This window comes from Brevibacillus sp. AF8, assembly GCF_021270385.1.
Taxonomy (GTDB): domain Bacteria; phylum Bacillota; class Bacilli; order Brevibacillales; family Brevibacillaceae; genus Brevibacillus.
In genome coordinates, this window is record NZ_JAGQDN010000003.1 from 290,669 (window position 1) to 314,021 (window position 23,353).

Below are 23,353 nucleotides of genomic sequence, written 5' to 3' on the forward strand. Positions count from 1 at the left end.
GTCACTCTCCGCGGTATATCGGTTTTCGTTTTTCTTGAAAGGCTGCGAGTCCTTCTAGGCGGTCTTTCGTCGGGACGAGCAGCTTGTACGCGTTGCTTTCAATCTGAAGTCCGCTACCTAGCTCGACTTCCACTCCACAATCGATGGCAAACTTGGCTTGGGCTAAGGCAAGTGGAGCATTCGCTGAAATTTGCTCGGCCAAAGAAATGGCTGTCGCCATGAGTTGATCAGTGGGAACAATCCGATTGACTAACCCGATGGACATTGCCTCCTCTGGAAAAACACGCCTTGCCGTAAAAATCAGTTCCTTGGCGACGCCTTTTCCAACCAGCCGAGGTAGGCGCTGTGTTCCGCCGGCGCCAGGGATGATCCCGAGCGATGTCTCCGTTAACCCCATCTGGGCCTGATCACTCATGATCCGCAGATCGCACGCCAATGCCAATTCTGTACCGCCACCCAGTGCCAGCCCGTTAATCGCCGCGATGACAGGTTTCGGTAGCTTTTCCAGCTCTGTGAACGTATCTCGAATCGTTTGGATATAGACATCAACCTGTTGTGGTGACATGGAGCGTCGCTCTCTCAAATCTGCACCAGAGCAAAACGCCTTGTCACCAGCCCCTGTCACAATGACCGCCCGGATGTCGCGATTATGGTTGATTTCACTGATCAAGCCGCGCAGTGTCACAAGCGTATCCAGATTGAGGCAGTTAAAAACTTCTGGCCGTTGCAGCGTCAGTACGCCGATTGCGCCCTCTCTTTGCAGGGAAACCGTCATCTTCTATCCCCTCTTTGCGAATGTGTGGAAATACAGATCATCCAGCTGGTTTACTTGCGAGCGATGCCCGTAGCACTTTTGAGGGGAGCTCTTTGCCCAACTGCTGCCCAATATACGCACCAGCCTCAATCAACTTCTCGAGATCGACTCCCGTTTCATAGTCCATTCCGTGCAACATGTAGACCAAATCTTCAGTCGAAATGTTGCCGGCAGCTCCTGGGGCATACGGGCATCCACCAAGCCCGCCGATTGAGCTGTCAAAGATTCGGATTCCTTCATCAAGCGCCGCTGCTACGTTCGCCAATCCGGTTCCTCTCGTATCATGGAAATGGGCGGCTAAGCGCTCGTTCGTAACATCTTTCACAAGTTCTCCAAAAACCTCATGAACCTGCTTCGGTGTTGCAACCCCTATCGTATCCCCGAGAGAAATCTCGTACACTCCCATTTCCAACAGAGCCTCTGTCACCCTGCGGCTATTGTCCAGCGGAACGTTTCCTTCATACGGACAGCCGAACACCGTTGAGATATATCCACGAACTTTCATCCCGAGAGCCAGCGCTTCCTGGGCAACCTCCCGCAGGATCGGATACGTGTCTGCTATCGGTTTATTGATGTTTTTTTGATTATGGGTTTCAGAGGCAGACATGAACAGGGCAATCTCTGTCAGTCCGCACTGGCGCGCCCGCTCCAGACCGCGAATATTTGGAACCAATGCGCTAAGCGCTACCTCTTGGCTGCGATTGATTCCCTGCAAGACCTCATCTGCATCCGCCAATTGCGGTATCCATTTCGGATTCACAAATGAACTTGCTTCTATCCGCTTCAAGCCTGCTGCCATCAGCTTATGAATCAAGGCAATTTTTGCTGCTGCCGGAACGATCGCGCTCTCATTTTGCAACCCGTCACGAGGACCGACCTCCACGATTTGCACACGCACAACAAGTCACCCCCCTCGCCTAGCGGTCGCTCAGTTTAGAAGTATTCTAATCCTATTCCAAAACGACAATGATATCGCCATCATTGACAAAATCGCCAATATTCGCTTTAACTTCCACAACCTTGCCTGATGCTTGAGCCTGTACAGGAACTTCCATTTTCATCGATTCCAGTACAAGGACATCTTGTCCTTCATTGATCTCGTCACCTGGCTGCACCAGAACATTAATAACGGTTCCTGCCATATTGGCTGCTACTTGTTTCATGGATGGATCTCTCCTTTACATATCATGGATATTAGCGTTTTTCCGTGCTTGACGCAGTTCCGCGCTCAGTAACAAACCATGTTGTATAGTTACCTGCTCGGAATTGTTCATCCTGTAATACTTCTTGCAAAAACGGAATGTTCGTTTTAATGCCAGTAATCAGAAAATGATCCATAGCCTTCTGCGCCTGCTGTACAGCCTCTTCTCTTGTCGCTCCAGAGACAATGACCTTTGCAATCATCGGGTCGTAAAAAGGAGTCACCTGTGTACCTGTCTCTACCCCATCATCAATTCTTACATCTTCAAATGCAGGTGGCTGGTACAACGTAATCGTCCCTGGCGATGGCAGGAAGGTGACAGGGTCTTCCGCATAGACACGCAGCTCAATCGCGTGGCGCAGAGCCTTGACGTCCTCTTGCTTGATCGACAGCGGGTGACCATCGGCAATGTCCAGTTGGAGCGACACGAGGTCAATGCCCGTCATTTCTTCCGTCACGGGATGCTCCACTTGCAAGCGTGTATTCATTTCCAAGAAGTAAAAGTTTTTCTGTTCATCTACGATAAATTCAACCGTTCCTACACCTGAGTAGCCCACTGCTTTCGCTGCGGTAACCGCTGCATTGCACAAAAGCTCTCTTGTTGCTGTGTCCAAAAAGGGCGACGGGCTTTCCTCGAGCACCTTTTGATGTCTGCGCTGTATGGAGCATTCCCGTTCTAATAAGTGGATGACGTTTCCATGTTGATCAGCAACGACCTGCACTTCGATGTGGTGCGGACGTTCCACGTATTTCTCCATGTACATCGCATCGTTTCCAAAATACGCTTTTGCCCGACCTTTCGCCGATTGGTAGGCTTGACGCAGTTCGGCCTCTTCTCGGCAAATGTGCATCCCGATTCCTCCGCCGCCAGCACTTGCCTTGAGCATCACGGGATATCCAATGGACATCGCGATGACAGCTGCTTCATCTGGAGAATCGATAGCCTGTTCACACCCCGGAACTACCGGCACTCCCGCAGCCTCCATCATACGGCGGGCAGTCAGCTTGTCACCCATTTGCCCGATGACCTCGGGGGTTGGCCCAATGAATAGAAGACCCTCCTCCAGAACACGGCGGGCAAAAGCTTCGTTTTCTGACAAAAGACCGTAGCCTGGGTGAATGGCATCGGCACCGGTGCTTTTCGCTGCTGCAAGAATGGCCTCTACGTTCAGGTAGCTGTGTGGAACGGGCGGTGGACCAATATGGACTGACTCATCTGCTTCACGTACAAACGGCAGATCCTTGTCTGCATCCGAATAGACAGCAACCGTAGCCACTCCTCTTGCCTTGCATGTACGGATAATTCGTCTGGCAATTTCACCACGGTTTGCGATTAATACCTTGTTCATGGCAACGCTCCCCTCTTTGACAAACCGACTACAACCGTAAGCGCTTCCAAATTGTTTGCCAGGTTTGTATCATGTGATGCTACTTTCTATTTTGCCACGAGAATGATCATAGTTCTAGGATGAAATTTTAAATTTTTCCAAGGAAGCGAAATCATTTCCTGACAATCCCTCTATATAAAAAAAGAAAAACACTTCGGAAAAGCCTAACATCGTGTATAATAAAGGGGCGGGGCCAAAAGGTGGCCAAGGCAAAGAGCTGTGAGAGGAGTGGCTAACCATGTTTGAAGTAAGACGTTTGCAAATCAACTATAAGACACTGGAGGAATTCCAGAAGTTTCGCGAATTTGGCCTGGAGGAGCTTTCTATGAAGGAAGACCTGGAGGCGAACATCGTGGAAAACGATTCGGAATCTCCATTTTACGGTATTTATGACAACGATCTTCTGGTAGCACGTATGAGCCTCTACAAAATTGACGGGAAATACGACCGTTACTTCCAACCTGCGCAAGACTATTACGAGCTGTGGAAGCTTGAGGTCCTGCCTGACTACCGCGGCAAAGATTACGGAACAGCTTTGGTTAACCACGCGAAGAGCTTTGGAGCTCCTATTAAAACCAACTCCCGCTGCCGCGCAGACGATTTTTGGTTGAAAATGGGCTTCACGCCTGTGAAGTACAACCTCATGCGTGATCGTGGTGAAAACCCGTACGTATGGTTGCCAGAGAGCGTAGAGCTGCAAGACTAGCTCCCTCTTTACTAACATGAATGACAGATGAATGCGCAAACAAAAAGAAGCGGATCAATCACCGCTTCTTTTTTCATACCTAGCGCTTATTTTTCCACGCGCTCTAAATTTCCGTTTTCATCCATTTTGAAGATCGCTTTGTTGGAATCTTCTTCCTGTAAAAAAGCAAGCTTGCGTGCACGTTCCATAATCTGTACCAACGCACGGTAATCATCATTGACACCCTGAACCTGATCCAGCTCTTTTCTAGCGCGTTCGTGGGCTTCTTTCAATTCTTTTAACTCCAACTCTTTTCCTTCCAACTCTTGTTCCAATTGTCGCAAGCGACGAGTCATTTCCTTTTGATTGACGAGCATGCGAATGACTGCTTCAATCTGCTGCTCCTCTACATCCGCGTACTTTTGCACCTCTGCTATTGGTGTCTCAGAACGTTTTGTATGCAACGTGACGACCTCGACCTCTGCCACCACAGGGGGCGGTGCTTGAATCCTCCCGAGCTTTTTCAATTGCTGCCTCTGGCTTTTCGCAATCGAAATGGCCGCATCGTACCGTTTACGTACGCAACTGTTCCAGCGGAAGCCGCACGCAGCTGCTGTCCTTCCCAACCTTTGACCCACTTCTTCAAATGCAGCAAGCTGTGTGCCGCCTTCGCGTATGTGGCGCAAGGTGACTTCCGCCAACACTAGATCGTCATCTTCGGTCCATGCGTCTTGTCTGGAAGCTACCATATGAGTCCCTCCCGTTACCTTTAAAAAGGATGATGTAATTCATCCTATGCTTTTCCCTACTCTTGTAGAATCGCTTTCTACTAGAAAAAGTATGTCCAAGCAAATAAATGTTTAAACGGAAAGGTCTACATCGATCAGGACATTGGGCGCTTTGTCAGGAAGCTTTCCACTACGGAGACGTGCTCAGGGCTACCCCATAGATGCGCACATTGACTCACTTCACGCCGGATTCGTTCTTCTTGCGGAATCCCCATACGCTTCCACCGCAGGATCTGCATGTACGCTTCAATGCCAGCTAGTGGCTGGGCAGCGATTTTTCGAGCGAAACGATATACTTCCTCCTGGAGCTTCTCTTCCGTGTATACCTCGTCAACAAAACCGTAGGACTTGGCTTCCTCTGCACGCAATCTGTCACCAGTCAACAGGAGAGCGAGTGCTTTTGACTCTGGCAGCAAGTCCAACAGCCGACTTCCCCCACCCCAGCCTGTCGTAATATGCATACTGATTTGTACAAAACCGAACGTCGCCCGGTCACTGGCAAAACGAAAATGACACGCGCCCGCAAACTCACAGCCACCTCCGACTGCGGCACCGTTAATCATGGCAATCACCGGTTTGGAATACTGATCAATGGCCGACAAAAGCCCCGTCACTTTGCTGAGCAAAGGATGCGCCTGTTCAAAGCCACGAGCTGCAATAAACTGATTCAAATCGCCTCCGGAAACGAAGCTTCTGCCCGTCCCCGTCACAATCAGAACCTTCACCCGAGGATCGGCTTGGCAGTCTTGCAGGACCTGATGCAGTTCGTCAACCAGCTCCACGCTGATGGCATTATGTACATGCGGTCGATTTAATGTGATCGTGGCAATACCGTCCTGTTTTTGCAAAAGCAAGGTCTCCATAAGAACTCCCACCTCTTTATCAGCTTGTGGCTTTATTTTACCTTTCGATGGACAAACAAAAAAGAGGAGGTCTTTCCCCCCTCTTCATTAGGACAACAGATTTTTCATGGCGGAAGAATTGAATCCGACAATCAGGTTTTCACCGTCAGTCAGGATCGGACGCTTCAAAAGCTGAGGCTCTTCGCTAAGCATTTCGAGCAGTTCCTTCACCGACATATCATTAATATCGACATCCAGGTTTTTAAAACGCTGACTTCTCGTCGACAAGATTTCATCCAAGCCATTTGAAGTCATTTTGATAATATCCAGCAGTTCTTCTGCTGTCGGTGGATTTTTGAACAAGTGACGCTCTTCGTAATTCACTCCGTTTTCTGCCAGCCATGCCTTCGCTTTGCGACAGGATGTGCAGCTAGGATAAGTGAAAAACGTTAATTTTTGTGTTTGTGTACGTTCAGCAACGGCCATTGGTTACCCCTCCATCTCATCTATTACGCATGATTTCATCTATAAAAGTCTTACGATTTGCAGTTCTTGATGTTTGGTTCAGGCTCTTACAAAAAGTTAGCCAATAAAATTTCTTTCCTTACTTTGGATTTTAATGCTTCATTAACACTATGTCAATAGTAGTTAATTTAAAAACTAGATGAAAATTCGTGTGATATCCTGTTGTAGCACACTGCTACCTTAACAAGTAACACAAAATGGGATACACTTATGAAGATTGTTCAAAAAGTTGTCTTTTGATCACGAAGGAGTCCTGAAAGTTGGGTAACATCGAAAGAGGCGTTCACCTTCAAAGTCCGGTGCTCATGTAGGTCCCCTACACTCACCACTTTCTCGGTGCTGAAAAGACGACTTTTAGAATTTGATCTTATGGAAATTGTTTTGAGAAAGGGGTATCGGCATGGACCACGATGCGCAAAAGTTAACCAGTGCTTTAGCTGACCCCACCCGTTTTTCCATTTACCAATTTGTCGCCTACAGTAAAGATCCCATCACGGTTCAGGATATAGCTGATCACTTCTCTATCCATCCAAATGTGGCACGCTTGCATTTGACCAAGCTGGAAGACGTGAATTTACTCACTGCTGTTACAGACAAAAGCGGTAAGGGAGGACGTCCCAGTCGGTTGTACTCACTTTCTGAACAGGTTGTGAGTCTGCAATTCCCACCTCGTGACTATCAGTTGTTGGCCGATATCGCGATTGAAAGCCTCCTATCGCTCGGCGAGGCTGGCGAAGCCGCTCTCATTAAAATGGGACATCGCATTGGAACAGAGATGGCAAAACGGGCGGTTGTCCAAAGCGGAATCAATTTAGAAACAGCCTCTATGGAAGAAAAATTGGACCTGGTCCATCGGATTGTCGTGGCCCAGGGATTGAAACCAGACATCGAAGCAATGGATGAAGGAAAGCTGCGTTTTCGCGTGAATAATTGCACCTTCTCTGACAGCGCAAAAAAATATCCGAATGCCGTATGCCAGATGCACAACGCTCTCTTGATGGGAATATTCGAAACGTACTTGGGGAACATTGAGTTACGTGAGGATGATTCCAAAATTCGCGGTTGCCAATCCTGCAACTATACGGTGATTCAGTATTAGCACCGCAAGTCCAGTCTCTCCCCCTCGGGTGACAATAATCCGACATACCTTTATCGTTTACACGTGTTCACCTGTCCTATATAATGGGGGAGGAATCTTGTAAATCTTACCGTTCGAGGCAAAAAGGGGGGACAAAAATGGATCGTATGTATCGCGTTCTTGGTTTCTGGACCATTGTGATCGCGTTGATGGCGTTTTGGGGAGAATTGTACCCGATGGCGCTCATCTTCTTCAGTTTGACTGCTTTCTTCGTAGCATTGAGCTACATGAATCTGACTGAACGAGTATACTTAAACATTTTCTTCGGCTTCATGTTCCTGTCTTTTGTTGGATTCACGTATTACACGTTCTTCGTGATGCCTGTTGGCCCACAAGAGCACGCTTTGCTACAATTGATTATGTAAAAAAAGATGCTCGCCATGAGCATCTTTTTTTGTGTTCCCTTCTTCTTTTACTCCCGGATGCCTTTTCCTTGGACCATGACCCAAAAACGCCCACCCAAGCCAGCAGGATCGATCAACTGCTGAATAGCCCGATTCCGTTTCATCGCAACGCTCGTGAAAGGGTCTGTATCCATATGCGCGACCGCTTTATGAAGCAAGCCATTGCGCATCAAAAACCGATCCTGCCTCATATAGTCCATTTCCCGTAAACCAGCCTTTTCTCCATACTCTTGCCACGCAGAAAAATTCACATGTGTCGTCAAGTCTTGTTCGCCAATGTTGATATACGGATTCGTATGCGCCCGATGACGATGATAGCACATCAGTGTTCCGTTTTTTCTACTGGGATGGTAAAGCTCCTCTTGCAGATCACCGTAATCAATCGTAATGACGAACCCTTTTTTCAAGAGGGAGGAAACTTCTTGTGCCGCTTGCTCCATCGCCAAGTTTATCTCGATCCGCATGCCGATCGGCAGCTTCAAGTTCAGCCCTAGCACATATTCTCCTAGCGCTGGTGTCATCTCTCCCAGACACTCTTCCAACCCGTCCTCGGCAGCACGCACCCACACTTCCTGCCAGCCGAATTTGGTTTTTTCTACAATATGTACCGGAAATGCGTCCAGCCATTCATTCGAAAAAATAACCCCTTCTATTTTTTCATGCTTGGCAGCTTCCTTCACGGAAGAATACCAACGCTTCGGACCCTCGTGCCACTCGAGTGCCTCCTGCTGCACTTTCCGGTGATACGGACTCGCTTCTATCAAAATGACCGTCAACTCTTTGTATACCGCTGGCTTGCATTCGCGGATACGCTCCAGCATGTGACGGCAGACAGCCCCGGTTCCACCACCAATCTCCACGAGAACAGGCGAAGTAATATCCGCCTCCTCCCATAATGCCAAAACAGCATCCGCGATTGTTTCCGCAAAGACGGGATGCACCGATGCGCTCGTATAAAAATCTCCCGTTTTGCCTACTTTGGGTTGTTCAACCATATAATATCCATGAGTATCGTGGTATAGGGCCAACTCCATAAAGCGCGCGAACGTAATCGCTTTTCCTGGTTGGTTTTCTATTTCCTCGCGAATCAGTTCGATCATCGTCATAAGCTCTTCTCCTGCTATCCAAATTCAACTAGATAAGGCTATAATACGAAAAGAAGCATACAATATGGAAAGGCAAAAGCAAAAGGTGAAATCATGCGCAAATTTCTTCTCGTCTTGTTCCTGTTTGTATGTCCACTAACGGTATTCGCACAGGAAGAGCCCGCTACCCCTTTGGAGCAGCTTATCCTGCAGCAGCATTTTACACAAAAAGAGCTGGAGCGAACCCTCACCTTACTAAAGGAAGAAGAGACGCGGACATACGGGGAAATCGCTCAAATGGATCTCGACTTGCAACGGCAAAAGCTAGTGATGGAAGCCACACAACGTCGTGCCGGCGAAGTAGCGCGTGCCTATTACATGGGCGAGCGTACTAATCTTCTGACGTTACTATTAAATGCGGAAAATTTCAATCAGTTCTTATTGATGTACGACTTCTACGAGATCTTGTACGAGCGTGACATGTCTCGACTAGAGTCCTATCATACTGAGCGCACCAAGCTCACCTCGATGCAAACCGACAAAAAGAATCGATTGGAACAACTTCAGACGCTACGAAAAAAATACGAGCTTCAATTGTCAGAGATGCTCGCCGTTGCCGCTGAAAAAGAAAAGAATGTACAAAAGCTGGATGACCCGACCGTTGTGGAATCCATGATGAATCACTTGATTTTAGACTGGGAAAAACGTGGTTTGCCCGCATTCCAGACCTTCTTCGGAATGCTCGCGCAGGTCATGGTTCAGGTTCCCGAGTTGGCGACGCCCGATCGAATTCAGTCAGAAGGTCTTCTTAAGCATACGCTAACCATTAACCAGACTGACTTCAACAATTTTTTGATAGAGAAAGATGCGTTGTTTAAACAATCGCATTTCTCCTTTGAGGATAACAAGCTGACCGTAGAAGGCACGTATGATCAGATGGAGCTCAAGCTCGTTGGTAACTATGAGCTCGTCTCTCCTACCCATCTCAAATTCCACATTACCGAGCTGTACTTTGACGGCTTTGCCTTGCCTCAATCGACCGTAGAGGAAATGGAGGAAGCGTACGATCTAGGATTTTATCCGGAGCTGATCTCCCCCAATATCCAAGTGCAGGGCATCACGCTGATGGACGAAGAATTAAAACTCCAGCTACAATTCAATCTTCCCTTTGGATTCGGAAAGAAGTAAAGCCAGCTATTCATTAGCTGGCTTTTTTCTTGGAAACAACCTTATTGACATGAGCCGGCATTTCCTTCTGCAATTGTGTCATGTACTGGATCGCTTCTTTCGTCAGCGTCGGGTATTTCTGCCCCTGCTTCAGCTTCTCCAATGTTTCTGACACCGGGTAAATGACGTAGTTGCGCTTGTTATTTTTCCGATAAAAATGAACGTAGGTCGGAATCATTTCAGCACTTTCGATGCTTGCCTCTCCTGACTCATTCTTGTACAGCACAAGCTTCAGGATTGCCCCAACATCCTTGTAGTCCCATCGCTGCGCAGAGATGAAATTGCCTAAAGAATAGGTGATCAGTCCTTTGTGTTGACTTCCATCTTCGAGGGTAACCGTCTTCCATTCGTAAGGTTGTACCACATGTGGATGCGCGCCCAGTATGATATCCGCTCCAAATGTCAGAGCTTGCTCGGCGGTCTTGATTTGTTCAGGACTGGGCATTCGCTGATACTCATTTCCGAAATGAAGCGCCACTGCAACCAGATCGGCTCCTTTTTCTCTTGCCCGTGCGATGTCTTTCTTCATCAGCCCAGGCGAAATGAGATTGATCAGATACGGCTTGCCCTCTGGAATCGCGATTCCATTCGTTCCGTACGTATACGATAGCAAGGCTAGCGTGAATCCGTCCTTGGTCAACAGCAAGGGCTCATCTCGATCCTCAGGATTTGCAAACGTTCCCGTGTGCGGTAGACCGGCTTCATCGAGATATTTGATGGTTTGCAGAACTCCTTGTTCTTTGCGGTCCATCGAATGGTTATTCGCTGTTGTTACCGCAGTAAATCCAATTTCCTTCAACGCATGTGCAAGGGACTCAGGAGAATTAAACATCGGATATCCTGAGTATTTGGCCTCGCTACCACTCATCGTTGTCTCAAGATTGCCGATGACCCAGTCTGCCTCGCGGAACATCGGGATGACATTCGGGAAAAAACGTTTAAAATCATAGCTTTTCGTCGCTGGGTCCCAAACGGCATCCAACTGCTCCTGATGCATCATGATATCCCCAACGGCGAGAAGGGAGATACGCTGTTCCGGAAATCTTGACGGCAAAGTCGTAGGTTGTGTCTCCTGATGATTGGGCGCTGTCTGCTGTGGTGTTTCGGGATCGGGCACTTTCACGTCGGGAGCTTGGTTTGTCTTATCTGCTTGGGCGATGGGTGCCGCACACCCAACCAGACTCGTGCAGGCAATAACGAGAAGGAGTGCCCATTTCCATGTTCGCTTCATAATAAATAGCTCCTTTGGTAAATGGTGACCCCTTCCTTTTCTCCACCACCTGACAAAATCCTCTCCCAACCTTTATAAAGAATGATGAAGTGACTAACGCAGCATGCCTGTGACAAACGGATTGTACGTTTTCTCGTAGTCGATCGTCGTCTTCGGACCATGTCCAGGATATACAATTGTCTCATCATCGAGCTCAAACAGTTTGTCCTGAATGCTGATCATCAGTGTCTCATAATCTCCTCCGAACAGATCCGTACGCCCGATGCTCTGGTTAAACAGAACGTCGCCACCGAAGCAGTGCTGGCCAATTACGAATGAACAACTGCCTGGTGAATGCCCTGGCGTATGCAACACCTGAATATGAAAACCTGCCAGTTCCAGAGTTTGACCATCTGCCAATTCGTTCTCAGCCCGCTCACAAACGATGAGTTCGGGCAGATTCCAGCGTCGAGATCCGTTGAGATCAGGATTGGTGAGCCATTCCTGCTCCAATGGATGAATGTAAACCGGTGCTTTTGTCAATTCTCTTACTTGGTTGAGACCACCAATATGATCCAAGTGGGCATGCGTCAAAAGAATAGCAACGACGTTTTTATTAGCAAGAGCGCGGAGCAACTGATCTGGCTCCATGCCCGGGTCAATCACAATGGTCTGGTTGGTAACGGTGTTTGTCACCACATAGGCATTGGTTTGAAATGCTCCCAACGCATAAGATTCAATGGCAAGATTTTGATTTGTCATAGGAAACCTCCTTGATTTTTTGATACGATAGAAAAAACACGATTGCAAACATGGGGGTATGACATGCGCCATATGTACGGAATTGAACTGAATGTACCAGCCGGGAAGCTCCCTGGCTTCTATGCTCAAGTCATACATAAAATCGGAGATCATGTCAATGTCTTTGATCGGGACAAACTGCTTTTTATTGTAGAGAACCAAGCCGAACAGGAGAAGCTAGAGACCATTTTGGAGAAATCAAACATGTTAGGCGATGCCTTTTCTCTATTACTGCTCCCGTCAACAACCACCATCGATCAACTCGATGATATCGGTTTTGTCTCCCAAAATGAACATTTGTATGTATATGCAGATCAAGTTGCCATCGTAACGCCCGAGGCCCCATCCCAAACTGAAGATCAGTGGGCTGCCATGGAGCAACTCCGTGAGCATGTTCTAGGCGTGATACCTGAAAGTACACAACAACCCGAAGCCTACCTGATTGATCAAAGCTTGATTCCACTGGCAGAGGGAATCGCAAAGGCTTATCAAGTGAAGCTCGTTTGGCTCCATCCGACCAAATGAATCCTTTCCATGAAAAAAGGGAGTCCCTGATAGCGAACTCCCTTCTCCTTATTACGATGATTTACGATCAAATCGGAACCACGCCACCTGATTGTCCACAAGACCAAAATTGGCGGTGTATTTGCTGCCTTCATACACCACTTCTTGTTCGCCTTTTCCTTTGCCGTACAGCTTCTCTAGCTGCCCAGCACTGTCAAACATCGTGAGTCCTCGATATGTTTTGAATTTTTGTGCGTCCTCACGGGGAACTCCTCCCAGCATAATCGATGTCAATTCACCTTTGTGGACTTTGATCATCATCTGGCTTTGATCAACCAGCAGCATCCCCATTACTGCATCTCCCGCACCCTGCGCCATTTGCTCTACCGTGTAGCTTTGTCTTGTCACCATATCCATAAAATCAGCTTTTGTTGGCTTCAACATATCCATTGCTTCTTTTATGTTCTGCCCGATAAAAATGCCGTTTACTCCGTATTCCTTTGGATTTTCGGGGTCAAATGTAGCAGTTGGTTCCGACTGGGCCGAACATGCCACCAAGACAACTACTGTCAACACCCAAAACGCAGTCATTCGCAAGCATTTCCACATCATTCACCTGAGCCCACCTTTGCTACCGCTCTTTTGGTTATCTTAGCGTATCCGGCAAGCATCGGGCAACTATAGGAAGACGAGCTTTATTCTCGTGTTCCGCTGACTTTGCGGCGCGGTCGATTAGGAGGCAAATTGCTGTCCACTGATTGTTTGAAGCTCTCTAATATTTTGAGGAGTGATGCGAAAAAAGGCGAGCCAAACACCGCAACAATTCCCCACATCCATGTTCCTAACTGCCACGAATCTTTTACATAAGCGGATTCAGCACCCGTTAAAATAAGTGCCGGGTCCAGACCAAGCATGCCAAAAATGACACCAGCAGCCAATACGGAAATAAGCAGATTGAAAAAGCGCTTGTAGTGCATCAATCGAGCAGCATGATACTGATCCTCCCAGCAATTTTCTTTCGCCTCATAGTCTGTCGCCAAAAAGGGAATGACTGATTTAAAAGCTTCCGTAACTCCTGCTGCCGCGCTGGATACCGCTGTGATGTAAATCAAAAAAGAAATAGATGAATCCAACGTAACCATCATGCTTCCCTCCTTTGTACATATGTATGGAGTTGGAGGGACAACTTGCAAATTTTTTTGCAGTTTGTATATTTCCCCTTTGCTGTTTATGCGGTAAGATGTGAAGTGCATGTAAATATGAGGAAGGGCAGGGATTGCTATGCAGGACTTTTCTTTTGTTTGGAATCAGTACGACTTGATTCGCGGAATGTTTTTGGCGAGATTGACGGAAATAACCGAGGAAGAAGCAGATGTGGTTCCAGTTGGCTTTAAAAACAACATTCGCTGGAATATTGGCCATATTCTTCTGACACAAGATTACTTGCTCTTCGGACCAGAAGGAATGAAATGTCCTCCGCATTACGCAGCCATGTTCGCTCCAGGAACCAAACCTGCTGATTGGCAAAAAGAAGCACCTTCCCTCGAAACCTTAGCTGCCGAGCTAAAAGAACAGCATGTGCGTATCAAAGAAGAATTTCACTCCCGCTTGAATGATCCATTGCCAAAACCGTTTGAGCTAGGAGACAAAGGCACTATGCATACTTATGGGGAAATGATGGTCTTCACTCTTTTCCATGAAGGAATGCACATCGGATGTATTTCGTCATTGCGAAAAGCAATCGCGGCTGCTAAATAAGGAAAATCAGACAAAAACGCGGGATCGTTTATCCGCGTTTTTCTTTTGCCTGCCAAATCCTCAAAAATGAAAACCGCTCCAATGAGGAGCGGTCCTTGTCGAGCCCGAATTGCTTATGGGGTTCTACCGGTTATTCTCTTTGGCTCTTCAACCTCCGTCGTAGAGAAAAGTAGCTAAAGGAATCGGTGTATCTCCATACGACTTTCGTCGATTGCTTGATCATGATTATCCACGGATCTTCGCCTCCTGCAAGGCATTTCGCCGTTTACTCACATGAATCAACGGGCTCGACAAAAATAGTATGACCTTTTCGCAGTTTTTCATACATCCTCTTTACAATAAATCTGCGGCCAGCTGTGCGAGCACACTCCGTTCGCCTTTTTCCAACTGAATATGTCCAGCCAGCTTTTGGTCTTTAAATACTTCGACCACGTAGGTTAAACCGTTGTTGCTCTCATCCAGATACGGATGATCAATCTGCTCAGGATCACCCATTAACACAATTTTCGAGCCGTCCCCCACCCTCGTCAGGATCGTCTTCACTTCATGCTTTGTCAAGTTCTGGGCTTCGTCAATGATAATAAATTGTTCAGGGATGGAGCGCCCGCGAATATACGTCAAAGCTTCCACCTGCAAACTTCCCATGCCTGCCAAAATTTTATCCAAATCACCTGGGCGTTTTGTGTTGAATAAATATTCCAAATTATCATAAATCGGTTGCATCCACGGCCGAAGCTTTTCTTCTTTTTCGCCGGGCAAATAACCGATGTCTTTTCCAAGCGGAACGATAGGTCTTGCTACTAACAGTTTTTTGTATTTTTGCTGGTCCTCAATTTGCAGCAGGCCCGCTGCTAATGCCAGCAAGGTTTTTCCTGTACCGGCCTTACCGGTCATGGTTACTAAAGGGATATCATCTCGTAGCAGCAATTCGGTTGCCATCCGTTGCTGCACGTTGCGGGCTCGGATGCCCCAAATCGGATCATCATCTGAGATAAGCATTTCTAACATTTTTCCGTCCGGGTCGACTTTTCCAATCGCTGAAATAGATGGGTTACATTCGTCCTTCAGCACTAAAAATTGATGAGGATAAAAGCGATAGCGCGGAAAACAGGAGGCCAGCTGCAGTTTTCTTGTCGCATAGTAAGTCTTGATGATGTCGGATGCTACCATCATCTTCTGATACCCCGGGTAAATACTGGAGAACTCTCCCACAACTCGATCCGAAAGAAAATCTTCTGCGGAAATATTCAATGCATCAGCCTTGACTCTCATGAGAGCATCCTTACTTACCAAAATGACTGGTCTTGGCTGTGGTTTTCCATTTTCCTCCTCTTGTAAGTTTAGTGCAACCGCCAAAATGCGGTTGTCATTACTCATTTCCGTGAATTGTTTTTGAAGGCGGTGGAAAGAGGAATGATTCAGTTCCACCCGAAACAACCCACCCGTTTCAAGGGTAATGCCAGTGTGCAATTGCCCCAGCTCACGAAAACTGTCAAAGAGCCGAGATACGTACCGAGCATTGCGGCCAATTTCATCCATGTACCGCTTTTTGGAATCGATTTCTTCCAATACGACAGCTGGTATGACGATTTCGTTGTCAGCGAAGGAAAACATCGCCCTTGGATCTTGCAGGAGTACGTTGGTGTCCAGTACGTAGATTTTCTTCAAAATCTCGCCTCCTATTACCCTTCTTATATACCCTATGCAATTTTTGGAGGGATGCTCAAGTGCGGCGACGTGATGTACTACAGTCTATGTTCAGGTAGACAGAGATAGACGACCCAGTGCCAGAATGAAAATGGGCAGCCCAGAACAAAATACTTGTAACCCTGCCCTCCTCATGAAAGGAAGGCAATACTGGGAAAGGGAGAATGCCTGTGAAACGGATCATGATCTACTGCCTCGGTTTTAGCTTGTTGCTTACAGCATGTATGTCAGGCAATAAACCCCCGGCGAATCAGGCTGCACAACAGCCGAAGCATGCCAATCATACTCAGCGCGTTCAGCAAACAGCTCCTGAGCCTGCTTATAATCAATCTTCCCAAGCCACCGCTGATCGCCTCGCCCAACTGGCAACACGTGTGAAAAGGGTACACAGTGCCACTGCTGTGGTATTGGGCAAATATGCGGTAGTCGGTATTACAGTGGACCCGAATCTGGATCGCCCAGAAGTTGGCGTCATAAAGTATACGGTTGCGGAAGCTCTGAAAGAAGACCCCCAAGGAGCGAATGCTGTCGTAACTGCAGACCCTGCTATCGTACAACGGTTACGGGAAATGAGAGATGATATTCGTCGCGGCCATCCTGTTGCCGGAATTACGGAAGAGTTGGCGGACATCGTAGGTCGGATCATTCCCCAGTTGCCGCGCAGTGTGCAGCCTCGCGAAGAAACCCCTTCTCAAGTAAAAGAAAAACGCATGCACAAAGAACCGCAGGGACAAAACAAAATCAACGCAAATCGTACAGGATCACCATAAAAGAAAAGAGGTATCCCCGGATTTAAGCCCGGGAGAATACCTCTTTTTCTTTATGGACTGGTGTTTCAGACGGCAAATGATCCAGTGCTTGCTTCAAATCTGCCACCAAGTCATTGAAATCCTCTAAACCAGCTGACAATCTGATCAAACCATCTGTGATTCCCCTTGCAGCTCTTTCTTCAGCAGGCATCGCTGCATGTGACATCGTAGCTGGATAGGAAAGAATTGTTTCCACTGCCCCGAGACTGACAGCCACAATCGGCAATTTTACGCGATCAAACAACGCTTTTGCTCGCTCGCGGCTCCCTACATCAAAGGAAAGAACAGCCCCATGCCCAGTCGCTTGTTGTGTTTGAATCAGGTGCCCGGGGTGATCCGTCAGTCCCGTATAGTAGACTCGGCTTACTTGTGGATGCGTAGACAACCAGTCAGCCAAGCTCGCGGCTGTCTTCGCGCTCACATCCAGTCGGGCTTTCAATGTTTTCAGCCCACGCATCACGAGCCAGCAGTCCTGCACACCCAAAATCGCTCCCATGCCATTCTGGATAAAGTAGAGCTGCTCCCCTAACGAAGCGTCTCTGGTCACGGCCAGACCTGCCACCACATCGCTATGCCCACCGATAAACTTCGTTGCACTATGAATGACCACATCTGCGCCAAGTTCTAATGGGCGCTGGTAATACGGGGTAAGGAACGTATTATCGACAATGACGAGCACGCCGTGCTCCTTCGCGATTCGAGAAACTGCTGCAATATCTGTCACCTTTAAGGTAGGATTGGAAGGAGTCTCCAGGTAAACCCCTTTTGTTATCGGTGTAATGGCTGCGCGAACGGCTTCAGTATCTGTTGCATCCACGAATGTAACGGAGATGCCCATTCTCGACAAAACTTTGGTCAAAAACCGAAACGTGCCACCGTATACATCCTCCGCCACTACAACATGGTCTCCTGCTGAAAACAGCATGAAAACGCTGGAAATGGCAGCCATGCCAGATGAGAACGCGAAACCTCGTGCGCCTCCCTCCAGAGACGCAATGGCTTCCTCCAAAGCCTGCCTGGTCGGATTGCCAGATCTGGCGTAATCAAAAGTACCTGGCTGATCGATATCAGTCTGATGAAATGTGGAAGCTTGATAAATCGGAACCGACGACGCACCTGTGAACGGGTCAATGCAAGTGGAACCGTGGAGGATCTTGGTTGCAAAATTCATCGTACACTCCCCCCTACGACCAAACTAGCATTCAAGGCCTGAAACAAATCGGCTATGACATCATCTGGATGCTCGATGCCAACCGACAGTCGCAATAATCGATCACAAACACCGACATGCTCTCTGACTTCTTGCGGGATATCCGCGTGAGTCTGCGTCGCCGGATACGTACACAATGACTCGACACCACCCAGGCTTTCGGCAAAGGACACGATTTGCAGATTTTGCAGGAACAATCCCACCTGCTCTGCATCGCGTACGCGGAACGATACCATCCCACTATGCCCGGTCGCTTGATTCACCTGGATCTCATGCCCGGGATGCTCTGGTAGACCTGGATAAAATACCTCCGCTACTGCCGGATGCTCACGCAGTTTTTCCGCTACAATCAACGCGTTGGATTGATGACGCTCCATCCGCAATGCCAATGTCTTCATCCCGCGAATGAGAAGCCAGCAATCCTGCGGTCCAAGTACAGCACCGATTGAATTGTGCAAAAACCGGATTTTTTCCGACAACTCTTCTCCTTTTGTTACGATGAGTCCAGCCAGTACATCGTTATGTCCTGCCAAATACTTGGTTGCACTATGTAAAACGATATCTGCACCAAGCTCTAGTGGGCGTTGACAATAGGGGGTTAAAAATGTGTTGTCTACAATCGTCAGGAGCCCGTGCTGTTTCGCCAATTGCGTTACTGCTCGAATGTCGGTAATCTGCATGAGCGGATTGGTTGGTGTCTCGACGAAGATGGCCTTTGTCTCTGGGCGAATCGCATTTTTGAGTGCATCAATGTCACGCAAATCCACGTACGAAAATGTCAGACCGTAACGAGAGAGCACTTGCTCGAACAATCGATAGGTTCCCCCGTAAAGATCGAGTGAAACGATCAGATGATCCCCCTGGGAAAACAAGCCCATGACGGTGTGAACAGCAGCCATACCAGAGGCGCAAGCGAATCCTGCATCTCCTGATTCCGCTTCAGCGATGGTTTCCTCCAAAATAGTGCGAGTAGGATTAGCTGTGCGCGTATAATCATATCCAGTGCTCTGGCCCAAGGCAGGATGACGATAAGCCGTTGCATAGTAAACAGGAAAACTCACCGCCCCTGTTTTTTCGTCTCTGCCTACTCCCGCCTGAATCAACTTTGTTTCCAATTTCATGTCTGTTTCTCTCCCTCCAATAGTGTACGAGGGCATCAAAAAAGCCCCCTTTCCTCTGAAAGAAGGCTTTGTTTACGTCACCGTAAGCAAATCCTTCTCATCTTTCAGAGTTTGATAACTCTGCAGGAATTAGCACCATTATCTCCCTGTTAAAATACAGGTGATTGGTTGCCGGGCATCATCGGGCCAGTCCCTCCGCCGCTCTGGATAAGAAGATTGCTATTCAATTCGATTGACCCTAATAGTAAAGGATCGGCAGGATTCTTGTCAACAATTTATTTCCACCCGTTAATTTGCATCTTTCAAGGCGGTCATAACTTGATTGTCCAGCTTCGCTGCTGCGTTTTTGTCATACGTTTTTTCATATTGTGGTTCTACGGAAATACGGGAACCGTAAAACATAATATCACGAACAGCCTCAATTTTGATCTCTGCCATGGCCAGCTTGAGCGGAACTCCTTCCAAGCGGTCTGTTTTAACGACAGCACGACCATTAATGGCAAAAGACGAGCCGGCACCGATCAAATGCAGGACAACCTGCGGTTCCTTCGCAATATTAGCCAAAATACGGGAGCGATTATCCACGGCAAAACGAATCGTATCGGCGCTGACAGCATACGTCCAGGACAAGGAGCTGAGCGATGGTGCCCCTGACTCATGGTCTACTGTGCCCAAAGTAACAAAGCGCTCCTTTTGCAAGAGCTTGAATAAATCTTCGGAAAGAGATTGGGAAACAGTTTCAGCCATTTCAAAGCCTCCTAACAAACGTTTTGTACGTTCATTTTACCCTTCGCACAGCTGATAGGCAAACGTTTCCTCTCCACCTTGATTCTGGTTGTCTTTTTCCCTAGACTGGTAGGTAACGATACCGAATAGTGAAAGGGGATGACAGCTTGTCGCCTACAGACCGTCTCATGCAGCAAATTGATCAAGTTCTTGAAGAGCTTCAGGAAGTTCGGAAGGTAAATGAGCGGATGCACAAAATTGCGATGTTCCTGGAAGATATCCGACTAGCAGATGTAATCCAAAATTACACAGCCCCGCGCAAGCTGCTCTGGATCAATTTCCTCGCAGGTCTTGCCCGGGGTCTGGGATTGACGATTGGTACTGCTATCGTTTTGGCTTTCCTCGGCTCCCTCTTGACGCAATTTCTTTCGATCCCCATTCTGGGTGATTACATCAGACAATTGGTGGAGTACGTCGAGACTTACAAGCAGCGGCCTTAATGATAGAGACTAGTCTCTGTCCTCGTCATGATCGTCATCGTCATCATCGTGATCGTCATTCCATTCCTTACCGTGCTTTTTCCAATAACCATACGCGTTGCCGTTGGGATGCTTATCTTTCTGCTTCCCTTTTTCTTTTTTCTTTTTGTCATCATCATCATTTTCATCGTCGTCTGTTGGCTTCACAGGCTCGACAATGACTTTTGTGCTTAATGCAACGTCAGCTTTCTTAACCAGCTTATCGTCTTCATACAGTGCGAATTGAATGGATTTGGCGCTAAAGGAACGATTCTTGTAAGACAAGGTCAAAGAAAACTCACCTTTGTCATTCGGTTCAATCTCTTTTTTCTGACCGTCTGGAGCGATCACAAACAGCTCAGTATCGTCCTTTTTGTTCCAGCCGCTTACTGTCCCTTTCACCTGAATGGACTTGGCGGCAGGATTGTTTACAGCAGTCGCCTTGATGGCATATTCGGTCGCTTGATCCTTATCAGGGGCGTTAACAATTTCTACCTGAACGGATTCGGAATCAACCTTCTTGCCATCCTCATAAACCTCGATCAAGGCTTTTTGATCTTTTGCTGCTTGTACATCCTTTACTGAAACCGTAAAGCTGCTTACGCCATCCCACAGCTTCTTCACGTTTGCGTCTTTTTTCACGCCATTATAGGTGACAGTTACTTTGTCTGCCCCCTGCTTGACAATTCCTTTTACTTTTAGTTCTTTTTTCTTCGCATCCAATACAGTCATGGTATGGATGATCATTTCCTTATCTTCTTCTGCTTTTGGAACGATCTTTACCTTTTCGCTATCGACCAGCTTGCTGCCTGCGTAGGCACTCACGGTTACATACGGTTCATAGGATGCATCCGGAGCTTCAAAGCTGACTGTAAAAGAGTGATCGTTGGTCGGAACGACTTCAATGATGTCAGAATTCGGCTTTTTCACAACAACCTTGGTGACATCCGAAGTCACAATCCCCTTTATGTATACCTTGTTATTTTCAGTCTTGGCATTTACGCTCACGATTTCTTCAGTATTCTCTGTCAGGCGCACTTCCAGCCAGATATCGCTGTAGTACTCGTTGTAGATACGCTCCCACTCTGCTTTGTTTTCTTCCATATACGTTTGGAGCTTCGTATTCAAGTTAATCTCATCTACAATAATGTACAAGTGATCTGCCTGATTCTTCAAGAGCATGTTCAGTGTCGTTGGATCATTTTGGGCAAGTTCCTTAAGATTGTAGCGCGTGACTTGCTTCCCCTCGTCATTCATGACTACCTTTGTGGCACTTGGACTAGCAATCGAGCTTGCATTGGCAAAAATTGGCGTCAAACAGCCAAGAATACCTGCCGCTGTCACCACTGCTAATACGGGCTTGGTCATGTACTTTTTCAATGGTAGTTCCCCCTTCTCGTCTGTCAAAATCCCCCTGTATGCTTGGGGCATGAATATTGACGGGAAATCATTTTCAAAAGTTGCATGATCCAAGAAACCGCGTCTTATTACCTATGAAATGCGCATGATACAAAAAAACTCCACCCAACTTCCGAATCATTTCGGCAAGTGGAGGGGAGTCTTTGTCCCGTTAGTTGCAGTTGTACTTGGGTTCGCTTTCAATCGCGACCAATAAAGCTTCGACTGATTCAGCAGGGTATCGCACTTCCACAGACTGTGAATCAGCGTTCCCAAATAGCACGTACCAGCTACCTTCCTGACGATAACCGATATCGCTCATTTGATGATCCTCTCTCAGCAATTGCAAGAAAAAAGCAGCGGTATCCAAAGCAGAGCGGTCTTCTGGTCGCGCATCGGCAACCACTTGAATTTGGAGCCAATTAAAAAGTGCATCTTCACGCTTCACGTGGTTCTCCTCACTTTCGCCCAGTTTGCTCCGGTTTGATCCGTACCTTTACAATCACGAGTATCGCGATCGCCACCAGCATTGCACTTTTCACAGGAAGCTGCACATCCAAAATAGCGAAAATGAGTGCTCCAACAAATAAAAGGATGTACAAGAGCACGTTTTTCAAAATAGGCATACGGATACGAGTAGCAAAGCCAAGATAATAGACAATAATTAATTCCACAAACAAAATCCAGGCCCGATATTTATCAGCCCATATGCGAAAGCTGTCATATGCTGTGAGCTGATCTGGATTCGTTGGCACATAGGTTGATGCGATTTGTATCCAGTCCATCACTTATCTCTCCTGTCTTCAAGCGGTGAAACTCCTACCGCTTCACATGCCACCTCATAGGCGGAATGAAACGAATAGTCACTCCTTTTTTCTTAGGAAAACGCTATCTTTCTTACTTTATCAGGTGGTGCATTCTGTGTCAAAAAACGGTAGGCCCTTCCATTTGGCTGGCAAGATTTTCGCCGTACATGCTATGATGAGGGTATGTCAGTAGAAAAAGGTGGGAATAAGATGAGCTTGTATGATATTGCCGTCAAAACGATTTCCGGTGAAGAGCAGACATTGGACGCCTTCAAAGGCCATGTCCTGCTAATCGTGAACGTCGCCAGCCAATGCGGCCTTACCCCTCAATACAAAGGGCTACAGGGGCTGTATGAGCGTTATCAAGATAAGGGGCTGGTCGTTCTTGGCTTCCCTTGCAACCAATTCGCTGGGCAAGAGCCAGGAACAGAAGAGGAAATCGCAACGTTCTGCGATCGCAATTACGGCGTGACGTTCCCGCTATTTGCGAAGATCGATGTCAATGGTCCTGGTACCCACCCGTTGTATCAGTACTTAAAGGAACATGCTCCTAGCGAAGAAAATCCAGATATCGAATGGAACTTCGCCAAATTCCTCGTGGATAAAGACGGTCGTGTCGTGAAACGCATCAGTGCTCGTACTCAACCCGAAGAACTCAGCTCAGATATTGAGAGTCTGTTGTAAGGAA

28 protein-coding genes and 1 riboswitch are annotated in these 23,353 nt (G+C 47.5%); of the genes, 9 read left to right on the top strand and 19 right to left on the bottom strand.

What is annotated here, in order from left to right; translation table 11 throughout:
* Nucleotide 1 precedes the first annotated feature (1 nt).
* Genes KB186_RS07675 through KB186_RS07690 form a run of 4 tightly spaced genes read right to left on the bottom strand, consistent with a single transcriptional unit; the run spans nucleotide 2 to nucleotide 3,364 of the window.
* A complete protein-coding gene (locus tag KB186_RS07675) occupies nucleotides 2–775 on the bottom strand; it encodes an enoyl-CoA hydratase-related protein (protein WP_173608222.1) in 774 nt (257 codons plus the stop codon).
* Nucleotides 776–812: 37 nt separating this feature from the next.
* Entirely contained in the window at nucleotides 813–1,712 is a 900-nt protein-coding gene (locus KB186_RS07680; RefSeq protein ID WP_173608223.1) for a hydroxymethylglutaryl-CoA lyase, read from the bottom strand.
* A 52-nt stretch (nucleotides 1,713–1,764) separates the two neighbouring features.
* Nucleotides 1,765–1,977, bottom strand: a complete 213-nt coding sequence (locus KB186_RS07685; protein ID WP_015892116.1) for a biotin/lipoyl-containing protein — start codon at nucleotides 1,975–1,977, stop codon at nucleotides 1,765–1,767.
* Between the two features lie 31 nt (nucleotides 1,978–2,008).
* Nucleotides 2,009–3,364 carry an acetyl-CoA carboxylase biotin carboxylase subunit gene (locus tag KB186_RS07690; RefSeq protein WP_232773346.1) on the bottom strand — a complete coding sequence of 452 codons (1,356 nt, stop codon included), beginning with the start codon at nucleotides 3,362–3,364 and terminating at the stop codon, nucleotides 2,009–2,011.
* Nucleotides 3,365–3,641: 277 nt separating this feature from the next.
* Between KB186_RS07690 and KB186_RS07695 the strand changes: the two genes are divergently transcribed.
* Complete coding sequence (locus tag KB186_RS07695; protein WP_047068385.1) at nucleotides 3,642–4,109, top strand: N-acetyltransferase; 468 nt, start codon at nucleotides 3,642–3,644, stop codon at nucleotides 4,107–4,109.
* A gap of 86 nt (nucleotides 4,110–4,195) precedes the next feature.
* Here the strand turns inward: KB186_RS07695 and KB186_RS07700 are convergent, their stop codons facing one another.
* The 3 genes from KB186_RS07700 to KB186_RS07710 all read right to left on the bottom strand — a co-directional run bounded on the left by KB186_RS07700 (nucleotide 4,196) and on the right by KB186_RS07710 (nucleotide 6,204).
* Nucleotides 4,196–4,837 carry an RsfA family transcriptional regulator gene (locus tag KB186_RS07700; RefSeq protein ID WP_173608225.1) on the bottom strand — a complete coding sequence of 214 codons (642 nt, stop codon included), beginning with the start codon at nucleotides 4,835–4,837 and terminating at the stop codon, nucleotides 4,196–4,198.
* A 134-nt stretch (nucleotides 4,838–4,971) separates the two neighbouring features.
* Nucleotides 4,972–5,739 carry an enoyl-CoA hydratase/isomerase family protein gene (locus KB186_RS07705; RefSeq protein ID WP_232773347.1) on the bottom strand — a complete coding sequence of 256 codons (768 nt, stop codon included), beginning with the start codon at nucleotides 5,737–5,739 and terminating at the stop codon, nucleotides 4,972–4,974.
* An 87-nt stretch (nucleotides 5,740–5,826) separates the two neighbouring features.
* Entirely contained in the window at nucleotides 5,827–6,204 is a 378-nt protein-coding gene (locus KB186_RS07710; protein ID WP_016740704.1) for a Spx/MgsR family RNA polymerase-binding regulatory protein, read from the bottom strand.
* Nucleotides 6,205–6,643: 439 nt separating this feature from the next.
* Here KB186_RS07710 and KB186_RS07715 point away from each other — a divergent pair, with 439 nt between their 5' ends.
* Both KB186_RS07715 and KB186_RS07720 read left to right on the top strand, forming a co-directional pair.
* A complete protein-coding gene (locus KB186_RS07715; protein ID WP_047068388.1) occupies nucleotides 6,644–7,342 on the top strand; it encodes a helix-turn-helix transcriptional regulator in 699 nt (232 codons plus the stop codon).
* Nucleotides 7,343–7,479: 137 nt separating this feature from the next.
* Nucleotides 7,480–7,746 (top strand): DUF2626 domain-containing protein, encoded by a 267-nt coding sequence (locus KB186_RS07720; protein ID WP_015892123.1) that lies wholly within the window; start codon nucleotides 7,480–7,482, stop codon nucleotides 7,744–7,746.
* 47 nt (nucleotides 7,747–7,793) lie between these two features.
* Here the strand turns inward: KB186_RS07720 and KB186_RS07725 are convergent, their stop codons facing one another.
* Complete coding sequence (locus KB186_RS07725; protein ID WP_173608227.1) at nucleotides 7,794–8,891, bottom strand: class I SAM-dependent methyltransferase; 1,098 nt, start codon at nucleotides 8,889–8,891, stop codon at nucleotides 7,794–7,796.
* Between the two features lie 93 nt (nucleotides 8,892–8,984).
* On the opposite strand from KB186_RS07725, the gene KB186_RS07730 reads away from it, so the two are divergent.
* On the top strand, nucleotides 8,985–10,058 hold the full coding sequence (locus KB186_RS07730; RefSeq protein ID WP_232773348.1) for a hypothetical protein: 1,074 nt from the start codon (nucleotides 8,985–8,987) through the stop codon (nucleotides 10,056–10,058).
* A 13-nt stretch (nucleotides 10,059–10,071) separates the two neighbouring features.
* On the opposite strand, the gene KB186_RS07735 is transcribed toward KB186_RS07730, so the two are convergent.
* A complete protein-coding gene (locus tag KB186_RS07735; protein WP_173608229.1) occupies nucleotides 10,072–11,328 on the bottom strand; it encodes a CapA family protein in 1,257 nt (418 codons plus the stop codon).
* Between the two features lie 93 nt (nucleotides 11,329–11,421).
* Nucleotides 11,422–12,069, bottom strand: a complete 648-nt coding sequence (locus KB186_RS07740) for an MBL fold metallo-hydrolase (protein WP_173608230.1) — start codon at nucleotides 12,067–12,069, stop codon at nucleotides 11,422–11,424.
* Nucleotides 12,070–12,132: 63 nt separating this feature from the next.
* Here KB186_RS07740 and KB186_RS07745 point away from each other — a divergent pair, with 63 nt between their 5' ends.
* Entirely contained in the window at nucleotides 12,133–12,633 is a 501-nt protein-coding gene (locus tag KB186_RS07745) for a hypothetical protein (RefSeq protein WP_232773349.1), read from the top strand.
* 51 nt (nucleotides 12,634–12,684) lie between these two features.
* Here the strand turns inward: KB186_RS07745 and KB186_RS07750 are convergent, their stop codons facing one another.
* Together KB186_RS07750 and KB186_RS07755 are read right to left on the bottom strand one after the other, a co-directional pair.
* Nucleotides 12,685–13,224, bottom strand: a complete 540-nt coding sequence (locus KB186_RS07750; protein WP_232773351.1) for a hypothetical protein — start codon at nucleotides 13,222–13,224, stop codon at nucleotides 12,685–12,687.
* 83 nt (nucleotides 13,225–13,307) lie between these two features.
* Complete coding sequence (locus tag KB186_RS07755) at nucleotides 13,308–13,754, bottom strand: hypothetical protein (protein ID WP_173608386.1); 447 nt, start codon at nucleotides 13,752–13,754, stop codon at nucleotides 13,308–13,310.
* Between the two features lie 139 nt (nucleotides 13,755–13,893).
* Here KB186_RS07755 and KB186_RS07760 point away from each other — a divergent pair, with 139 nt between their 5' ends.
* The gene (locus tag KB186_RS07760; RefSeq protein ID WP_173608233.1) at nucleotides 13,894–14,370 is read left to right on the top strand and encodes a DinB family protein; all 477 of its coding nucleotides are present in this window, start codon (nucleotides 13,894–13,896) and stop codon (nucleotides 14,368–14,370) included.
* Between the two features lie 333 nt (nucleotides 14,371–14,703).
* Here KB186_RS07760 and KB186_RS07765 read toward each other — a convergent pair whose 3' ends face one another.
* On the bottom strand, nucleotides 14,704–16,038 hold the full coding sequence (locus KB186_RS07765; RefSeq protein ID WP_173608234.1) for a PhoH family protein: 1,335 nt from the start codon (nucleotides 16,036–16,038) through the stop codon (nucleotides 14,704–14,706).
* A gap of 203 nt (nucleotides 16,039–16,241) precedes the next feature.
* Between KB186_RS07765 and KB186_RS07770 the strand changes: the two genes are divergently transcribed.
* Complete coding sequence (locus tag KB186_RS07770; protein ID WP_173608235.1) at nucleotides 16,242–16,847, top strand: YhcN/YlaJ family sporulation lipoprotein; 606 nt, start codon at nucleotides 16,242–16,244, stop codon at nucleotides 16,845–16,847.
* Nucleotides 16,848–16,869: 22 nt separating this feature from the next.
* On the opposite strand, the gene KB186_RS07775 is transcribed toward KB186_RS07770, so the two are convergent.
* From KB186_RS07775 to KB186_RS07785, 3 genes are all read right to left on the bottom strand, one after another.
* Nucleotides 16,870–18,057 (bottom strand): trans-sulfuration enzyme family protein, encoded by a 1,188-nt coding sequence (locus KB186_RS07775; protein WP_173608236.1) that lies wholly within the window; start codon nucleotides 18,055–18,057, stop codon nucleotides 16,870–16,872.
* Nucleotides 18,054–19,217, bottom strand: a complete 1,164-nt coding sequence (locus tag KB186_RS07780; protein WP_173608237.1) for an aminotransferase class I/II-fold pyridoxal phosphate-dependent enzyme — start codon at nucleotides 19,215–19,217, stop codon at nucleotides 18,054–18,056. The genes KB186_RS07775 and KB186_RS07780 overlap by 4 nt, the downstream gene beginning before the upstream one ends.
* 94 nt (nucleotides 19,218–19,311) lie before the next feature.
* Nucleotides 19,312–19,431, bottom strand: a riboswitch (SAM riboswitch).
* Between the two features lie 74 nt (nucleotides 19,432–19,505).
* Nucleotides 19,506–19,964: a pyridoxamine 5'-phosphate oxidase family protein gene (locus KB186_RS07785; RefSeq protein ID WP_007723265.1), complete on the bottom strand. Its 459-nt coding sequence runs from the start codon at nucleotides 19,962–19,964 to the stop codon at nucleotides 19,506–19,508.
* A gap of 167 nt (nucleotides 19,965–20,131) precedes the next feature.
* Here KB186_RS07785 and KB186_RS07790 point away from each other — a divergent pair, with 167 nt between their 5' ends.
* Entirely contained in the window at nucleotides 20,132–20,443 is a 312-nt protein-coding gene (locus KB186_RS07790; protein WP_015892138.1) for a DUF5665 domain-containing protein, read from the top strand.
* Nucleotides 20,444–20,452: 9 nt separating this feature from the next.
* On the opposite strand, the gene KB186_RS07795 is transcribed toward KB186_RS07790, so the two are convergent.
* From KB186_RS07795 to KB186_RS07805, 3 genes are all read right to left on the bottom strand, one after another.
* Nucleotides 20,453–21,841: a hypothetical protein gene (locus KB186_RS07795; RefSeq protein WP_232773352.1), complete on the bottom strand. Its 1,389-nt coding sequence runs from the start codon at nucleotides 21,839–21,841 to the stop codon at nucleotides 20,453–20,455.
* 190 nt (nucleotides 21,842–22,031) lie between these two features.
* On the bottom strand, nucleotides 22,032–22,307 hold the full coding sequence (locus KB186_RS07800) for a hypothetical protein (RefSeq protein WP_173608239.1): 276 nt from the start codon (nucleotides 22,305–22,307) through the stop codon (nucleotides 22,032–22,034).
* A gap of 10 nt (nucleotides 22,308–22,317) precedes the next feature.
* On the bottom strand, nucleotides 22,318–22,644 hold the full coding sequence (locus KB186_RS07805) for a YlaH-like family protein (protein WP_088908425.1): 327 nt from the start codon (nucleotides 22,642–22,644) through the stop codon (nucleotides 22,318–22,320).
* A 231-nt stretch (nucleotides 22,645–22,875) separates the two neighbouring features.
* Between KB186_RS07805 and KB186_RS07810 the strand changes: the two genes are divergently transcribed.
* Nucleotides 22,876–23,349: a glutathione peroxidase gene (locus KB186_RS07810; protein WP_173608240.1), complete on the top strand. Its 474-nt coding sequence runs from the start codon at nucleotides 22,876–22,878 to the stop codon at nucleotides 23,347–23,349.
* The last annotated feature ends 4 nt before the right edge of the window (nucleotides 23,350–23,353 follow it).

Excerpts from the sequence above, each read along its gene's own strand:
- KB186_RS07725 (WP_173608227.1), bottom strand. The coding sequence starts at position 8,891 with ATGACGATGATCGAACTGATTCGCGAGGAAATAGAAAACCAACCAGGA.
- KB186_RS07780 (WP_173608237.1), bottom strand. The coding sequence starts at position 19,217 with ATGAAATTGGAAACAAAGTTGATTCAGGCGGGAGTAGGCAGAGACGAA.
- KB186_RS07715 (WP_047068388.1), top strand. The coding sequence starts at position 6,644 with ATGGACCACGATGCGCAAAAGTTAACCAGTGCTTTAGCTGACCCCACC.
- KB186_RS07710 (WP_016740704.1), bottom strand. The coding sequence starts at position 6,204 with ATGGCCGTTGCTGAACGTACACAAACACAAAAATTAACGTTTTTCACT.
- KB186_RS07740 (WP_173608230.1), bottom strand. The coding sequence starts at position 12,069 with ATGACAAATCAAAATCTTGCCATTGAATCTTATGCGTTGGGAGCATTT.
- KB186_RS07700 (WP_173608225.1), bottom strand. The coding sequence starts at position 4,837 with ATGGTAGCTTCCAGACAAGACGCATGGACCGAAGATGACGATCTAGTG.
- KB186_RS07735 (WP_173608229.1), bottom strand. The coding sequence starts at position 11,328 with ATGAAGCGAACATGGAAATGGGCACTCCTTCTCGTTATTGCCTGCACG.
- KB186_RS07705 (WP_232773347.1), bottom strand. The coding sequence starts at position 5,739 with ATGGAGACCTTGCTTTTGCAAAAACAGGACGGTATTGCCACGATCACA.
- KB186_RS07810 (WP_173608240.1), top strand. The coding sequence starts at position 22,876 with ATGAGCTTGTATGATATTGCCGTCAAAACGATTTCCGGTGAAGAGCAG.
- KB186_RS07755 (WP_173608386.1), bottom strand. The coding sequence starts at position 13,754 with ATGGTTACGTTGGATTCATCTATTTCTTTTTTGATTTACATCACAGCG.
- KB186_RS07745 (WP_232773349.1), top strand. The coding sequence starts at position 12,133 with ATGCGCCATATGTACGGAATTGAACTGAATGTACCAGCCGGGAAGCTC.
- KB186_RS07775 (WP_173608236.1), bottom strand. The coding sequence starts at position 18,057 with ATGAATTTTGCAACCAAGATCCTCCACGGTTCCACTTGCATTGACCCG.
- KB186_RS07675 (WP_173608222.1), bottom strand. The coding sequence starts at position 775 with ATGACGGTTTCCCTGCAAAGAGAGGGCGCAATCGGCGTACTGACGCTG.
- KB186_RS07785 (WP_007723265.1), bottom strand. The coding sequence starts at position 19,964 with ATGGCTGAAACTGTTTCCCAATCTCTTTCCGAAGATTTATTCAAGCTC.
- KB186_RS07690 (WP_232773346.1), bottom strand. The coding sequence starts at position 3,364 with ATGAACAAGGTATTAATCGCAAACCGTGGTGAAATTGCCAGACGAATT.
- KB186_RS07685 (WP_015892116.1), bottom strand. The coding sequence starts at position 1,977 with ATGAAACAAGTAGCAGCCAATATGGCAGGAACCGTTATTAATGTTCTG.
- KB186_RS07750 (WP_232773351.1), bottom strand. The coding sequence starts at position 13,224 with ATGATGTGGAAATGCTTGCGAATGACTGCGTTTTGGGTGTTGACAGTA.
- KB186_RS07730 (WP_232773348.1), top strand. The coding sequence starts at position 8,985 with ATGCGCAAATTTCTTCTCGTCTTGTTCCTGTTTGTATGTCCACTAACG.
- KB186_RS07760 (WP_173608233.1), top strand. The coding sequence starts at position 13,894 with ATGCAGGACTTTTCTTTTGTTTGGAATCAGTACGACTTGATTCGCGGA.
- KB186_RS07720 (WP_015892123.1), top strand. The coding sequence starts at position 7,480 with ATGGATCGTATGTATCGCGTTCTTGGTTTCTGGACCATTGTGATCGCG.
- KB186_RS07790 (WP_015892138.1), top strand. The coding sequence starts at position 20,132 with ATGCAGCAAATTGATCAAGTTCTTGAAGAGCTTCAGGAAGTTCGGAAG.
- KB186_RS07695 (WP_047068385.1), top strand. The coding sequence starts at position 3,642 with ATGTTTGAAGTAAGACGTTTGCAAATCAACTATAAGACACTGGAGGAA.
- KB186_RS07805 (WP_088908425.1), bottom strand. The coding sequence starts at position 22,644 with ATGGACTGGATACAAATCGCATCAACCTATGTGCCAACGAATCCAGAT.
- KB186_RS07770 (WP_173608235.1), top strand. The coding sequence starts at position 16,242 with ATGCCTGTGAAACGGATCATGATCTACTGCCTCGGTTTTAGCTTGTTG.